The 12232-nt window shown below is 28.2% G+C and carries 17 protein-coding genes; 3 read left to right on the plus strand and 14 right to left on the minus strand.

Translation table 11 applies throughout. The features are described 5' to 3' along the window. Positions 1-12: 12 nt before the first annotated feature. From OXH55_RS06045 to OXH55_RS06110, 14 genes are all read right to left on the minus strand, one after another. Positions 13-699, minus strand: a complete 687-nt coding sequence (locus OXH55_RS06045; protein WP_268048824.1) for a cytochrome c biogenesis CcdA family protein — start codon at positions 697-699, stop codon at positions 13-15. Then, positions 699-1148, minus strand: a complete 450-nt coding sequence (locus OXH55_RS06050; RefSeq protein WP_268048825.1) for a thioredoxin family protein — start codon at positions 1146-1148, stop codon at positions 699-701. The genes OXH55_RS06045 and OXH55_RS06050 overlap by 1 nt, the downstream gene beginning before the upstream one ends. 221 nt (positions 1149-1369) lie before the next feature. Continuing rightward, positions 1370-1675, minus strand: coding sequence for an ArsR/SmtB family transcription factor (locus OXH55_RS06055; RefSeq protein WP_268048826.1), 306 nt, complete (start codon positions 1673-1675; stop codon positions 1370-1372). Between the two features lie 144 nt (positions 1676-1819). Continuing rightward, complete coding sequence (locus tag OXH55_RS06060) at positions 1820-2788, minus strand: permease (RefSeq protein ID WP_268048828.1); 969 nt, start codon at positions 2786-2788, stop codon at positions 1820-1822. A 21-nt stretch (positions 2789-2809) separates the two neighbouring features. Further along, positions 2810-3049, minus strand: coding sequence for an ATP-binding protein (locus OXH55_RS06065; protein WP_268048830.1), 240 nt, complete (start codon positions 3047-3049; stop codon positions 2810-2812). A 209-nt stretch (positions 3050-3258) separates the two neighbouring features. Next, positions 3259-3498 (minus strand): thioredoxin family protein, encoded by a 240-nt coding sequence (locus OXH55_RS06070; protein WP_268048832.1) that lies wholly within the window; start codon positions 3496-3498, stop codon positions 3259-3261. Between the two features lie 243 nt (positions 3499-3741). Further along, the gene (locus tag OXH55_RS06075; protein ID WP_268048834.1) at positions 3742-3996 is read right to left on the minus strand and encodes an SHOCT domain-containing protein; all 255 of its coding nucleotides are present in this window, start codon (positions 3994-3996) and stop codon (positions 3742-3744) included. Between the two features lie 65 nt (positions 3997-4061). Then, entirely contained in the window at positions 4062-4238 is a 177-nt protein-coding gene (locus OXH55_RS06080) for an SHOCT domain-containing protein (protein ID WP_268048836.1), read from the minus strand. Between the two features lie 131 nt (positions 4239-4369). Next, entirely contained in the window at positions 4370-5146 is a 777-nt protein-coding gene (locus OXH55_RS06085) for a 4Fe-4S binding protein (protein WP_268048838.1), read from the minus strand. An 82-nt stretch (positions 5147-5228) separates the two neighbouring features. Then, the gene (locus OXH55_RS06090; RefSeq protein WP_268048840.1) at positions 5229-5942 is read right to left on the minus strand and encodes a metallophosphoesterase family protein; all 714 of its coding nucleotides are present in this window, start codon (positions 5940-5942) and stop codon (positions 5229-5231) included. Positions 5943-5968: 26 nt separating this feature from the next. Continuing rightward, positions 5969-7030 (minus strand): ACR3 family arsenite efflux transporter, encoded by a 1062-nt coding sequence (gene arsB, locus OXH55_RS06095; RefSeq protein WP_268048842.1) that lies wholly within the window; start codon positions 7028-7030, stop codon positions 5969-5971. Between the two features lie 20 nt (positions 7031-7050). Next, positions 7051-7413, minus strand: coding sequence for an ArsR/SmtB family transcription factor (locus OXH55_RS06100; RefSeq protein WP_268048844.1), 363 nt, complete (start codon positions 7411-7413; stop codon positions 7051-7053). Positions 7414-7553: 140 nt separating this feature from the next. Continuing rightward, positions 7554-8537: an HD-GYP domain-containing protein gene (locus tag OXH55_RS06105; RefSeq protein WP_268048846.1), complete on the minus strand. Its 984-nt coding sequence runs from the start codon at positions 8535-8537 to the stop codon at positions 7554-7556. Positions 8538-8781: 244 nt separating this feature from the next. After that, on the minus strand, positions 8782-9891 hold the full coding sequence (locus tag OXH55_RS06110; RefSeq protein WP_268048848.1) for a DUF5667 domain-containing protein: 1110 nt from the start codon (positions 9889-9891) through the stop codon (positions 8782-8784). 166 nt (positions 9892-10057) lie between these two features. Between OXH55_RS06110 and OXH55_RS06115 the strand changes: the two genes are divergently transcribed. Genes OXH55_RS06115 through OXH55_RS06125 form a run of 3 tightly spaced genes read left to right on the plus strand, consistent with a single transcriptional unit; the run spans position 10058 to position 12196 of the window. Next, positions 10058-10744: a sigma-70 family RNA polymerase sigma factor gene (locus OXH55_RS06115; RefSeq protein ID WP_268048850.1), complete on the plus strand. Its 687-nt coding sequence runs from the start codon at positions 10058-10060 to the stop codon at positions 10742-10744. Continuing rightward, a complete protein-coding gene (locus OXH55_RS06120; RefSeq protein ID WP_268048852.1) occupies positions 10737-11612 on the plus strand; it encodes an anti-sigma-I factor RsgI family protein in 876 nt (291 codons plus the stop codon). The genes OXH55_RS06115 and OXH55_RS06120 overlap by 8 nt, the downstream gene beginning before the upstream one ends. A gap of 5 nt (positions 11613-11617) precedes the next feature. Further along, on the plus strand, positions 11618-12196 hold the full coding sequence (locus tag OXH55_RS06125) for an anti-sigma-I factor RsgI family protein (RefSeq protein WP_268048854.1): 579 nt from the start codon (positions 11618-11620) through the stop codon (positions 12194-12196). The last annotated feature ends 36 nt before the right edge of the window (positions 12197-12232 follow it).

The raw sequence follows: 12232 nt of genomic DNA on the forward strand, positions 1-12232 counted from the left end.
TTTCCTATTACATTAAACTCCTAAATATACCAAATACAATCCCATTATAATCACTAGAATTCCTAAAATAGTTTTCAGAATCCTTCCTACAGCCATAGTCTTATTAGACATGCTGAGCTGCTGAACAAATCCTATGGAAGTTCCAGCAATAAGAATTAAAATTGAATGTCCTATAGAATATAGTAAAAGCATTAATCCGCCAAGAATCACATTTCCTTTTTGTGCAACAAAGGCTAATATTGCAGCAAGAACAGGGGTAGAACAAGGTGAAGATAATGCTCCTCCCAGAATTCCTAGAAAGAATGCTCCCCAAAATCCTTTTCTTCTGTTTGGCATTTTGCAAGCCTTATCACTACTACCTATTACTCCTAATAAGTGAAGTCCAACTAAAAGCATTATAACTCCAAGTACTAAATACCACCACGTACCTGTTATATTCATAAATTGACCAAGTAATGAAAATACAACTCCAAGTACAGTAAAGGTAATAACCAATCCTATCGAAAAAAACAAGGAATATTTAAAAGCTGTCTTTTTATCTTTTGCTCCCGACTCACCTACATATCCTATAACTAAAGGAAGTGTAGATAATATACATGGGCTAAAAGATGATACTATTCCTGCTAAAAAGGAAATTCCTAAGGCTATATATACATTATTTGAAATTAAATTTGAAAAATTATTTAAAAGCTCACTCATCATTCTACTCCCATAGCCTTTAACACTTTAGATATTTCTTCTTCTGACATGTATCCTTCTTGTCTTAAAAAAGTTTCTCCATTTTCATCCATGAAAATCATAGTAGGCACAACTCTTACTGAATATTTTTGTGCATACTCTATAGCCTTTTCTTGTATTTTCTCATCATCTAAATGTACAACTCCAACTACAACCTTATCTTTATACTTTTTATCTATGCTTTCCATGATAGGATACATTTTTACGCATACAGGACAAGTTGTTGTAGATAGCTCCATAACTACAGGCTTTTTAAGTTCTCCTTTTTCCACTTGTATTATATTTTCTAAATTGCTGCTTACTGCAGACTCTCCAGCATCTTTTTTAAAGTAAATGTTCTTACCATAATAAATACCTACAACTGCTAGTAACAAAACAACTATTATAGTAACTTTAGTCCAACTTTTCATATTAATCCCTCCAAATAATACTATTATCTAATAGTATTTTATTTATATTACATTTTTAAAAATATTTATTCTTAAATAAATACATTTTTAGTTATTTTACACACTTATATTAATATATTCAAATATAACGATATTAATATTACTTTCCACTTTTAATTATCAGCTCTAAACTGTGTGGAATTTTAATAAAAAAAACTCCACACATATCCTACCTAACTATATTAATCTAATCTCTCACTCATATTCTTTATTTCATCCTTAATCATATTTTCAACAATATTAAGAAGCTGTATAACTCTTTCATCTTTTATACTATACATTATCTTAAGTCCATCTTTTTCTGACTTTAGGATTCCTGCATCCCTTAATATTTTTAGATGCTGAGATAAATTAGATTGAGTAAACTCTACATTCTCATTTAACTCACATACACATAATTGTCCTGGTATAAGACTTCTTACAATTTTTATTCTTATAGGATGAGCTAAAGCTTTAAATATTTTCACATACATATCATCAATTGCCATATTACAACACCTCTTTTTACTCTTTGGTTTATATTTCTCTTATAAATTCTATAATTAATATATATTTATTATATATTAATTGAATTTATTTTTATACACTTATAGAAAAATAGGATGGGCTCTTATCAAGCTCATCCTATGTCTCTATATTACAAAATTAAATAAATATCCTGTAAATACTATTCCAGTTCCAACTATAGCTATAAATATAGCCAATAGCTTTGGTTTTAATACTTGTTTTAATAAAATCATTTCTGGTATGCTTAGGGCTGTTACTGCCATCATGAATGAAAGAGCTGTTCCCATAGCAACTCCTGCTCTTGTAAGTTCGCTAACAAGAGGAATAACTCCAGCTGCATTTGAGTATAGTGGAATTCCAAAGGCAACTCCTATGAATACAGCAAATGGATTATCTTTACCTGCGTATTGAGCAAGTGCACCACTTGGTATCCATCCATGCATTACTCCACCTATTCCAATACCTATTATTACGTATATCCAAATCTTCTTTATTAAATCTCTTGTAAATATCCATGAATCTTTTAATCTTTCTTGAATTGTAGGATCTGGCATATCCATATCAACATTTCCTACCTGCATTTCATAAACATATCCCTCAACATACTTTTCTAATTTAAGCTTACCTATAATCATACCACTTACTATAGCTATAACTTCTCCTGAAGCTACATATAAAAGTGCTATTTTCCATCCAAATAATCCATATAACATTCCTAGTGCTACTTCATTTACCATAGGTGCAGCTATTAAATATGAAAAAGTAACTCCTAGTGGAACTCCTGCTTCAACAAACCCGATAAAAAGCGGTACTGCTGAACATGAACAAAATGGTGTTACAATTCCAAGTAAAGCCGCTAGAATATGTCCAACAAAAGTATTTCCTTTGTTTTTAGCAAGTATCTTTCTTGTCTTTTCTGGCGGAAAGAAACTTCTAATAAAAGTAATGGCATATATTATTAGTAGTAATAATATAAATATCTTTATTGTATCAAAGAAAAAGAAATTTAAGGCACTACCTAATTTTGATGCCTTATCTATACCCATAATATTATAAACTAACCAATCTGCAAACCATTGTACTGGTGTAAACATCTAATCACATCCTCTTAAAATCTAATTTTGACAGCAACAGCCGCAGCTACCATTTTCTTGTCCATTATCTCCAACATACTCGATAGCGCCTTCTGGACACTGTTTTGAACATCCTTTGCATCCATGTACGCAACCCTCTGGATTTACTACAACCGGATGATTTTCTCTTTTTTCATAAACTCCATGACTACAAAAATCAGCACAGATTCCACACTCAACACATTTTGTAATATCTATTACTGGATACCATGTTTTTGACACTATTACTCCCCCTTAACTATATAAGCATTTTCTAATATAATTATATGCTTATGTAGTAAAAGTGTCAACAAAAATAAGAGTAAAATTCATATTTTTCACATTAATATTAAATATTTATACAAATTATTTTTATTTCTCGTCAACACAATAACAGCTCCCTGTGTTTTTACACAGAGAGCTGTTTAAAATCTCGTTCAAACTAAAAAATCTTATTTTTCATCCTCTATAAACTTTTTCACATCTTCTACAGTACATACTTTTCCAAATGATTTAACTTTTTCATTTATAACTACAGCTGGTGTTCTCATAACTCCGTATGCCATTATGTCTTTCATATTTTCTACCTTTATAACTTCTGCATCTACATTCATTTCTTTTACTGCCTGTTTAACATTATTTTCAAGCTTCTTGCAGTTTGAACATCCCATTCCTAAAACTTTAATTTGCATAATAATACCTCCATAAATTCTTTTATTAATTATATTATAATATTCTAATATAATTAATTCAATACCCATTTGTCATTTAAGAGGTATTTTTACAATAAATTCACTTCCCTTATAAATTTCAATTTTTACTTCTATACTTCCTCCGTGTATCTCTACTAAAGCTTTCGTTAATGTACTAAAAGCATGCAGGAATTATTAAAATTAATCCTGCATGCCTGTTTATTGTATTTTATGGTTTTATATTTATTTTCTTAATACTTCTTTTCTTTTAACATATTCCTCTTCACTAATTTCTCCACTAGCAAATCTTTTATTTAGTATTTCCAAGGCTAGATTATTATTTTGTTTTTTCTTTGATGATTTTACAATAAACATAATTAACAAAGCTATTGCTAAAATCCAAGCAACTCCCATAAAAATCATCCCTATTCCCATTCCTGACCACATTCCTCCGCCTGTAATAGGTCCATATCCAGGACATCCACTTAATCCTAACATCTTTATTTCTCCTTTCTAAAATAATATTTTCTATCTTATTCAATCCAATTATGTTAAATTAAAACTTAACTATTTATTAATTTCTTTTTGAATTCATATTCTTCTTCGCTGATTTCTCCGTCAATTAATCTTTTATTTAAAATTTGTATTGCCGTCTCCCCATTATTACTAGCTATATGACATTCGCTATCTTTTGTAAAATACCAAAATAGTAATATTATAATCAATGGCACAAACATCATTCTTACCACTCCTCATTTATTTTCTTTGATTTGTATTTATTATATTTTATAAATGTGAAGAAATTTTGTAGATTTCTTAAAAAATATTAAATAATAATACCTTCTATGCTTTTAACATAGAAGGTATTATTTTATTCTTCATTAATATTGCCTTTTTTAGCTTTTTTAACTGCATCTTCTATAGCCTTGATTAATCTTGCACTTGTACTTGTGTTTGTATCTCCAGATACTGCATCTACGGATTGTGCTGATATGATTTTCTTTGGTATTACTTGGAATGGTACTTTAGAGTATTCCTTTGATTCTTTGTGTTTTACTATTTCAATAGAAGTTATTTTATCATTTTTTATAGTCACTTTAACTGTAAGTTCTGGGCGACGACCTACTGATACTCCAGTATAGATTCCATCGTTATACATTTTATTTTCTATCTTATCTAAATTATTAGTTTCTTGTTTAATATCTTGTTTAGAAGCACTTTCTTCTCTAACATTTCCACTGCCTTCTTTAATACTCTTTTGGACTTGCACTTCTTGTTTTGCCTCAACTTGTATATCGTTTATATATTTGTATGAATATATAGACGTAAACACTGTAAGTCCTACTAACATATAAACTATAGGATGAATTTTTTGTTTTAAAATATCAATTTTAAAATTACTTTTAGAACAATTCCTTACACATTTTAAGCATCCTATGCACTCTCCACTTTTTATTACATTTAACTGAGATGTATTTATTCCCATAGGACAGTTTGTCGTACATAATCTGCAACTTCCACAAGTATTATCATTTCTAACAAGTTTTATAAACTTAATTTTAGATAATAAAGCTTGTACCGTTCCAAGAGGACATAACCATCCACAAAAAAATCTTCCTAAAACTAATGATAAAAAAATTATTATCAAACATTTAAAATAATTATCATTCTTTTAAAATTATCATCTCAAGTATTTATAAAAAAAATGGAGCCTAAGCTCCATTTATCATTTATGCTCTTCCAGTTCTTATAATCTCAGCAAATTCTTTTGGAAGCCCTGCGTCTTCTATAGCTTTTGCCGTTTTTTCAAAATCATATGGAACTTCTATAGTATCTACTATAACATTCGCTTTGCTAATATCTATGATTACATAGTTAGCATGAGGATTACCTGTTTTTGATTTTCCAACACTACCTGCATTAACAAGTATTTTATCTCCATACATTTTGTAATATGGTTTATGCGTATGACCACACACTAAAATATCTTCTGTAAAGTATTCCATAACTTCTTTTGCTTCTTCTGAATTTTCTTTTAAATATTCATTAATCCTTCTTGTACTACCATGAACAAAAGTAATCTCTTTTTCTCCAAAAGTTAATTTCATTTCCTTTGGAAGCTCTCTTAAATATTTTCTGTTTTTTTCACTGGTATTTTCTATAGTCCAGCTTAAAGAAGTTGTTGCATTTTCTGCATCTCTAGGATCTGGATAGTCACATCCGCAGACGATTCTTATATTTCCTACAGCATCATCATAGTTACCCATAATTGTAAGTATGTTTTCTTTTCTAATTAAATCAATTACTTCATTTGGGAAAGGACAGTATCCTACTAAATCTCCAACACATACTGTTAGGTCAATATTTCTGTTGTTTATATCCTTTATAACTTCCTGTAGAGCATAAACATTACTGTGTATGTCTGATATTACTGCTATTTTCATACATATCTCCTCCATACTTTTATACTTTATTCTTGTGGAAACCAGTCCCTTGTTTTATTTGCTATCTTAACTAAAGCAATCATAACAGGAACTTCCACCAAAACTCCTACTACTGTAGCCATTGCTGCACCTGATTTTAATCCAAATAATGAGATTGCAACTGCCACTGCAAGTTCAAAGAAATTACTTGCTCCAATTAAAGCTGAAGGAGCTGCAATAGCTCTATTTACTTTCCATTTTTTTGACCATACATACCCTATGAAAAATATGAAAAATGTCTGTATTATTAATGGAATTGCAATCAATAATATGTGTAGTGGATTACTTAAAATAACATTTCCCTGGAAAGAAAATATAATTATCAAAGTTAAAAGAAGTCCTATAATAGTTATAGTTCCCAGCTTTTTAATAAATACATTTTCAAGCCACTCTATACCTTTTGATTTAATCAATTTAACTCTAGTAATATATCCAAACACAAGCGGAATCAGTACAAATAACACTACAGATAATATAACTGTATTCACTGGTACAACTACATTGCTGACCTTTAATAAAAACATTACTATTGGAGCATATGCAAATAAAAGAATTAAGTCATTTACAGCTACTTGTATCAATGTATAAACTGGATCTCCTTTAGTTAAATAACTCCAAACAAATACCATAGCTGTGCAAGGTGCTGCTCCTAATAAAACGGCTCCTGCTATATACTCTATTGCTAAGCTTTCTGGAATTATACCTGCAAATAATACTTTTAAAAATAACCAAGCAAAAAAGTACATTGTAAACGGCTTTATAATCCAGTTAACTACTAAAGTAATAACCAATCCCTTTGGTTTTTTACCTATATGTTTAACACTACTAAAGTCAATTTGTACCATCATAGGATAAATCATAAGCCATATTAAAATTGCCACAGGAATTGATACATGAGCATATTCAAATTTACTTAAAGTTTGAGGAAACTGCGGAATAAACTTTCCAATCATCACTCCTGCCACAATACATAATGCAACCCACAAAGTTAGATATTTTTCAAAGAATCCTAAATTTTTTTCTTTTACTAATAAATTTTTACTACTCACTATAATACCTCCATATATAATTATCTTTTACACCTTTTAGTTAAATCCTCACAACTTAATCCACTTTCTTTAAATTCCTTTAGTTTTTCTAAATCTACTTTGCATTGTTCAATTTTGTTTAATTCATTATAAATAAATAAGTTTATAAAAGGATATTTAGCTAAAGTATCTTTATTAATTTCATGGTAAACCCACTGTGCAATTTTTTCCGATTTTATTATTTCTTCCCTCTTTAATTTATTTAAATGCCTAGAGGCATTTGACTGTGTTATATTAAGCACATGTTCTATCTCACAAACACACAGTTTTTCATTTCTTAACAAGTTCAATATCCTAATTCTTGTTTCATCAGATAGTACTTTCATAATTTGAACTATTTTCATTTTGTTCACCTCTATATTAGAATATTCTTATATGTTTCTATACTCATATACTATTCTATAACTAAATAAAATGCAACTGTTTTTATGTAAAATATATATTAAAAAACCCACAAGCACTTGCTTGTAGGTTTACACAATATTTACAATACAATTTTTTCAATAAATAATGTTAAATTATCCATTAAATTATATATAACAGGGTTTCCATTTTCTACAACCCCAATCATAGGTCTTGTAGGGAAATTTTTGTTTTGTAAAACAACAACCCCTTCCATACCATTGTTTAGTTTTACATATAATCCGTTTGGATAACAATATATAGATTCAGTAAAAGTTTTATATATTTCACTATTAAATTTCTTTCCTGATTGTGAAGTAAGGTATTCAATTACTTCACTAGGCAGGTTAAACTTTCTTGACTCTAGTAAATTCGTATATTCATTACATATTGATATTATTTTTGAAAACTCATGAATTTTATCCCCTTTTACTTTTTCAGGATAACCTGTACCATCTTCATATTCATGATGATGCAAAATACCCATATACGCTGTTACCGGTATACGACTATTGTTCTTTATTAATTCATATCCTATTTTAGAATGTTCTTCACTCTCATCAAATAATTTTCCTACATCATGTAAGATAGCACCCATTCCTAATTTTTCAAGTTTTTCTTTATCATATTTTTTATTTATTCCAACTAATAATGAAAGTATCGTTACATTAATAGAATGAGTAACTAATTTTAAATCTTCATTCTTTTGTCCTACATTATTTAATAAAAAAGAGTTTTCTGATACATCTAAGTTATCAACAATTTTCTCAACAATGCTTCTAATTTTGCTTTCATCAACAATTTTGTTTTTCTTTATATTATCATATACATTTTTTAAATCATCTGCTACTTCAAGTCTTATAGGTGTTTTTAATATTTCTTTTAAATTTACCTCATCATTTTCATCTTTAACATAAACAGTGTCTATTCCAACACTTTTTAAAATTTTTATGACTTTTTCACTTAGAGTCATACCTTTTTTAGCATAAACCATTCCACTTGATAGATATATAGACATAGCTAATTCTTTGCCTACTACTTTATCATTTAATAAAACAAGTCTCATAATTCATCTACTCCCTTATCTGAATTTCTAACTTAGTTATTGCATCCTTGCAATTTATATTTGCAACTTATTTATTAATCTTAATATAAAACCATATAAATTAAATTTTATATTATATTTTATCATTTCACAACCTAATATCTACAAATTATTTTTACTTAATATTGAATAAATTTCCTAATTTTCTATTTATAAATCAAAAACATCTTCCCAAAGTATACCCTTTGAAAAGATGCTCTTTTTATTATTTTTCTTTTTTCTTGTCTTTCTTTTCTTTTACATGTTTATTTGTCTTTTCTTTAACTTTTTCTTTAATTTTCTCCTTAATTTTTTCTTCTTTTTCCTTTTGTTCGCTCTTCTTTTCTAACTCTCTTTCTTTTATTTTATCAGGTTTCTTTTCTAACTTATTCTCTATTTTTTTCACTTGTTCTGCTTCTTCTTTTGCTATATTTCCTTCTGACACTTCTTCTTTAAGCCCTTCATTTAATTCCTTTTTAACTTCCTTTACTGCTTTTACTACATTCTTGTGATTTTCAAAAGCTGCCTTAAATTCCTTTTTATTATTTTTATATAATTCTTTTTGCTCTTCAATAGCTTCTTTTGCTGCTTTAACTGCTTCTTCATCACCAGATTTTTGTGCTTTTTTCAGTTGAGCTACTGCTTTTTTATAAGCTTTTTTGTTTGCATTTAAAGCATGTCTTTTTTCTACCATTTCAATTACAGCTTCTTTTTTTGCTGTCTGCATTTCTATTACTTTTGCTATAGTGTCTTTTGCATTATCTCCTACCTTTTCTTGTATAGATTTTAATACTTCTATAGACTTTTTTTGTCTAGCTAATATTTTTTCTTCAAGTTCTTTTAGCTTTTCATGTTTACTATCATCAATTTCTGTATCAGTTATATCTTTTTTAGCTTCTTCTGTTGTTTCTTCTACTTTTTCTTCTGTTACTTTCTCATCATTTTCTGATACTTCCGAATTTTCTTTCTGTGAGTTTTCATTCACAGCTTCCTCAGCTTCATCTATAATTTTCTCTAGTAAATCATTAGCCTTATCCATATTTTCTTCATACTCATTTATAGCTTTCTCAGCAAGCTCATCTTCTCCTTCTTCAGCCATAACTTCACTTTCTCCAAGTCTTTCTTCAGCAATTTCTGAAATAACTTCAACCTTTTTTTCTTCATCAAAGGTTAAACCTATTTTAATATCCTCTACCACCTTATCAATAGAATAAACAATACTATCTGGTGTTATTCCTGCAGATTCCTTTAAAGATGCTTCTCCTTCTGCAAAAGCTTTTCCTCCAATTCCACTTATTACAACCAAAGTTGCTACAAATAACGCTACCTTTTTCATCTATTTCCCTCCCAAATTTTTTTTACTCATTATTTTCATTTGTATATACGACGTATTATAAAAATTTAAAGGGGGAATATATAAAAAAAATTTCATAATTATTTTGAAACCCATTAAAAATTTTCTATGACTACGTATATAAATATGACATGAAGAGGTGATATTAATGAATCCCGATCTGCTAGCAAAAAAAAATCGAGATAAATTTATAGAAGATAATAAAAAATTCATCTATAATACAGCCTATAAAGTTTGTAAAAAATCTTTGGATTGGAAAAATGATGATGAGCTTAGCATTGCTTTAATATCCTTTAATAAAGCTTGTGATAGCTATAGTGATAATAGGGGTAATTTCTTTAGTTATGCATCTATACTAATAAGGAATTCACTAATTGACTTTTTTAGGAAATCTAAAAATACTCCCTATTTGGTATTTGATACAAAAGATGATGATGGTATTGATCATATAGATTACAAAAGTTCTATGAATCAATATGATATTGATTGTGAGAATCGAAAAAGAGCTGAGGAAATAGCTCTGTTTTCTGGTGAATTGAAAAAATACAAACTAGACTTTTCTTCACTGGTTAAATCGTCTCCTTCTCACATAGATACAAGAAACCAGCTATTAAATTTAGCTCTTATTTGTTCAAAAAATGACGCTATCTTAGAATATATTAGAAACAAACATTTACTACCCGTTAGTCAAATTGTCTTATTAACCAACGCTAAAAAGAAATATATAGAAAAATGGAGAAGATATATTTTAACCTTGATACTTATCCTTTCAAGTAGTGACTATCCTCATATAAAATCTTATTTAAATATAAAGGTAGGTGAAAGTTTTGAATAACAAAACAGGAATAGTAATGGAACTAAAAAATAAAACTGCATGTATATTAACTAATGATGGTGAATTTGTAGAAATTAGAATTCAAGGTAAATCTCCTTCTATTGGAAGCACCTACTCTGGTCCAACTTCAAGTAAACTTCCTTTATATAGATATGCTGCAATAGCTGCTTGTTTAATCTTCTTTATTTCCTTTGGAGGAGCAGCTTATGCCTACTATACTCCAGTTGCATCAATTATAGTAAAAATAAATCCGTCAATAGAACTTAAAATTAACAAATGGAACAGGATAATAGAAGCTTTACCTTTAAATGATGATGGTAAAGATATACTTAATTCAGTAACTATAAAAAATAAAGCTGTTGATGAAGGATTAAATATACTTTTAGATGAAGCTGATAAAGAACACTTCATTAATAAAACACAAGATAATCAAAAAATAAGTTTAGATGTTACTAGCGATAAAAATTTAAATTTAAATATAGATGATTTTGAAAATAAAGTAAAAAACAGCAATTTACAACTTGAGGTTAAATATGCTAAAAATAACACCACAAATGGTAATAAGGCTGATATAATAAAAAGTAAGATTAATAAAGGTAAAGTTAAAGATAAATCTAAAGAATCAAAAACTACTAAAGATATGAAAAAATCCAATATTAATAAAAAAGATGTGAAATCACCTATAAAATATAAAGAGGACAACTCCTCTACTAATAAAGAAAAGATTAAAGAAAAAACACCTAATAATGGTATAAATAAAGAAAAGCCTAAGAAAAATGATAAGACAAATATAAAAAATACTAATTCTAAATCACATTCTAAGAAAGAAAAGTTCACAAAACAAAAGTCTGAAAAGAAAAGCAGGTGAAATATATGAAAAAAGCTACAGGAGTAGTAGTTAAAGTTGATAACAAATATGTTTGTGTGAGAACTTTAAAAGGCGAATTTATAAATGTTAAACTTAAAAATTATACTCCCAATATAGGAGATATATACACGAGTACTGTATATAACGGCAATTCTGTAATGCTTAGACGTGTACTCTTTATTACCTTTATTATAACGACAATATTATTAGGACAAAACATATACTCCTATTTTAAGCCTTCTGCTACAGTTATTGTATCCATACCCCCTACTATTCAGCTAAAAATAAACAAATGGGATAAAATAATAGAAGTAAAAGGTATTAACTCTTCAGGAAAAAAATTATCTAATTCTATAAAAATAAAAAATAAATCTCTAAATGTAGGATTAGAGGAAATTATTTCTACAGCTAAAACTGAAAAATTTATCGATGCCAAACACCTTAAGTATAAAAATCCTGTTACTCTATATATCTCTTGCAAGGAAAATAAAGTTGTGAACTTAATAGAATTTGATAACTTTATGAAACATCAGGAGCTAACCTATCAAGTAAATAATAACGGAATGGGAACTCTTAAAAACTAAATCTTTTCAAGAATTACTTAATTATTTTATTTAGAG

It is taken from the genome of Clostridium ganghwense (assembly GCF_026735165.1).
In the GTDB taxonomy this organism is placed as follows: domain Bacteria; phylum Bacillota; class Clostridia; order Clostridiales; family Clostridiaceae; genus Clostridium_H; species Clostridium_H ganghwense.

What these genes read in the sequence shown, in the direction of transcription:
- OXH55_RS06110 (WP_268048848.1), bottom strand. Translation starts at nt 9,891, where the DNA reads ATGAAAAAGGTAGCGTTATTTGTAGCAACTTTGGTTGTAATAAGTGGA.
- OXH55_RS06105 (WP_268048846.1), bottom strand. Translation starts at nt 8,537, where the DNA reads ATGAGACTTGTTTTATTAAATGATAAAGTAGTAGGCAAAGAATTAGCT.
- OXH55_RS06125 (WP_268048854.1), top strand. Translation starts at nt 11,618, where the DNA reads ATGAAAAAAGCTACAGGAGTAGTAGTTAAAGTTGATAACAAATATGTT.
- OXH55_RS06100 (WP_268048844.1), bottom strand. Translation starts at nt 7,413, where the DNA reads ATGAAAATAGTTCAAATTATGAAAGTACTATCTGATGAAACAAGAATT.
- OXH55_RS06090 (WP_268048840.1), bottom strand. Translation starts at nt 5,942, where the DNA reads ATGAAAATAGCAGTAATATCAGACATACACAGTAATGTTTATGCTCTA.
- OXH55_RS06055 (WP_268048826.1), bottom strand. Translation starts at nt 1,675, where the DNA reads ATGGCAATTGATGATATGTATGTGAAAATATTTAAAGCTTTAGCTCAT.
- OXH55_RS06080 (WP_268048836.1), bottom strand. Translation starts at nt 4,238, where the DNA reads ATGATGTTTGTGCCATTGATTATAATATTACTATTTTGGTATTTTACA.
- OXH55_RS06045 (WP_268048824.1), bottom strand. Translation starts at nt 699, where the DNA reads ATGAGTGAGCTTTTAAATAATTTTTCAAATTTAATTTCAAATAATGTA.
- OXH55_RS06070 (WP_268048832.1), bottom strand. Translation starts at nt 3,498, where the DNA reads ATGCAAATTAAAGTTTTAGGAATGGGATGTTCAAACTGCAAGAAGCTT.
- OXH55_RS06050 (WP_268048825.1), bottom strand. Translation starts at nt 1,148, where the DNA reads ATGAAAAGTTGGACTAAAGTTACTATAATAGTTGTTTTGTTACTAGCA.
- OXH55_RS06075 (WP_268048834.1), bottom strand. Translation starts at nt 3,996, where the DNA reads ATGTTAGGATTAAGTGGATGTCCTGGATATGGACCTATTACAGGCGGA.
- OXH55_RS06115 (WP_268048850.1), top strand. Translation starts at nt 10,058, where the DNA reads ATGAATCCCGATCTGCTAGCAAAAAAAAATCGAGATAAATTTATAGAA.
- OXH55_RS06060 (WP_268048828.1), bottom strand. Translation starts at nt 2,788, where the DNA reads ATGTTTACACCAGTACAATGGTTTGCAGATTGGTTAGTTTATAATATT.